We start from the raw sequence: 2,153 nt of genomic DNA on the forward strand, positions 1-2,153 counted from the left end.
CTTCTTGACACAATAATTGACACTCAAAATTTCTCTTTTGCTTTAATTTTTAATAAAATTAATTTCTGGAGGAAAGATGATAGATAAAGTCTTAATTTATAAAGTATTAGATAAAGCTTTGTCCAATGGAGCTGATTTTGCCGAACTTTTTTTGGAAAACACTTACAGTTCTCTGATAAACTTTAACGATAATAAAACCAAACAGAGTATTGTGGGAAAAGATTTTGGTGCCGGAGTCAGGGTTTTTTATGGAAATACGGCAATTTATGCCTACACGAATGATCTGAGTGAAGAATCCCTTTTGGCTGCTGCCGATGCTGTTTGCAAAGCTGCCAGAGGAAATTCAAAACTCAATGCTCTCGATTTGACGAAACTAAAATTTGAAAATATCCATCCTGTCGAGATTCCAAATAATACTGTTTCCAAACAGGATAAGATCGATTTTATCAGGAAAGTTAATGAAGCATCCCGTGATTACAGCGAACTGATCTCGCAGGTGGATATCAGGTTTATTGAGAAAATGCAGCATGTTCTGATCGCTAATAGCGAAGGTTTACTGGCAGAAGATGACAGGAATTATTCCAGAGCATATATAACTTCGATTGCCTCGTCAGGAACTGAAAAACAAACCGGAACAGAAGGACCCGGAGGTCATGCAGGTTATGAGTTTTTCAGGAAACTCGATCCCATAGCATTAGGGAAAGAAACTGCCCGTATAGCGATAACTATGCTCAAAGCTGATTATGCTCCCAGCGGGAAATTTCCGGTGATAATAGATAATGGTTTTGGTGGAGTTATTTTCCATGAAGCTTGCGGACATGCATTGGAAACTACTGCCGTTGCTAAAGGTGCTTCTGTCTTTGCCGGAAAATTGGGGGAACTGATCGCAAATCCGGTTGTTACTGCTATCGATGACGGCACGATTCCCGGAAAATGGGGTTCGGAAAATATCGATGACGAAGGTCTTCCCACCCAAAAAACAGTTTTAATTGAAAATGGTATCCTGAAATCTTATATGGTCGATAAACTCGGTGGAAAGAAAATGGGAATCGAACCGACAGGAAGCGGAAGACGGCAATCCTACAAATTCGCTCCAGCTTCTCGTATGAGAAATACTTTCCTGGCAAAAGGTAAAAGCAAAATCGAAGACTTGATCGCTTCCGTCGAGAATGGAATTTATGCTAAAAAAATGGGTGGTGGTTCGGTTATACCCGGAACCGGAAATTTCAATTTTGCAGTTGCCGAAGGCTATCTCATAAAAAATGGTAAGATCAAAGAACCGATTCGGGGAGCAACATTAATCGGTAATGGTCCGGAAACTATTAAAAAAATAAGTATGGTTGCGGATAATCTCGAACTTGCCGAAGGAATGTGCGGTTCTGTCAGCGGAAGTATTCCTACGACCGTTGGGCAGCCTGCGATCAAGATCGATGAGATCATTGTGGGTGGTAGGAAAGAGAATTAGCAACGAACAAAACGAACAAAAGATAAAATTGAGCAACGAACAAAACGAACAAAGGAAAAAAAAGCAACAAACTAAAATGAACAAGAAGAATAAAATTTTTGAGAGGATTGCTTGGATTTAATATTTAAAGAAGAGTTTTATAAAATCAAGAATGCTTGTATAGAAGTGAGAAAAAGGTTAGGAAATGGTTTTCTGGAGAAAGTATATGAGAAGGCTCTTTGCATAGAACTAAAAAGAATTGGATTCATTGTCGAGACTCAAAAGAAAATCATCATTTTGTATCGAAATCAGATTATTGGTGAGTATTTTGCAGATATGTTAGTAAACAATAAAATTATCATTGAACTAAAATGTGTTGAGAAATTGAATGAATTTCATAAAGCACAATTATTGAATTATTTGAAAGCAACGAATCTCGAACTCGGAATCTTGATAAATTTTCCGAATAATAGAAAAGGTTTTGAAATTGAAAGAGTTCCGAATCTTATTAATTAACAACGGACAAAACGAACACATGAAAAAATGAGCAACGAACAATACGAACAACACTAACAAAGGAAAAAATGACAACTAACAAAACTAACAAGACAAACATTGGAGAAAATGAGCAACAAACAAAACGGACATTGGAAAAAATAGTAATTAAGTTCGTTTTGTTAGTTTTGTTCGTTGCTAAAAAAGTATGTGA

2 protein-coding genes are annotated in these 2,153 nt (G+C 36.8%); both read left to right on the top strand.

Features of this window, described 5'->3' with window-relative positions; genetic code table 11:
- Positions 1–76: 76 nt before the first annotated feature.
- Complete coding sequence (locus tag ENL20_04215; protein ID HHE37761.1) at positions 77–1,465, top strand: TldD/PmbA family protein; 1,389 nt, start codon at positions 77–79, stop codon at positions 1,463–1,465.
- 111 nt (positions 1,466–1,576) lie between these two features.
- Positions 1,577–1,960, top strand: coding sequence for a GxxExxY protein (locus tag ENL20_04220; GenBank protein ID HHE37762.1), 384 nt, complete (start codon positions 1,577–1,579; stop codon positions 1,958–1,960).
- The last annotated feature ends 193 nt before the right edge of the window (positions 1,961–2,153 follow it).

It is taken from the genome of Candidatus Cloacimonadota bacterium (assembly GCA_011372345.1).
Classification (GTDB): domain Bacteria; phylum Cloacimonadota; class Cloacimonadia; order Cloacimonadales; family TCS61; genus DRTC01.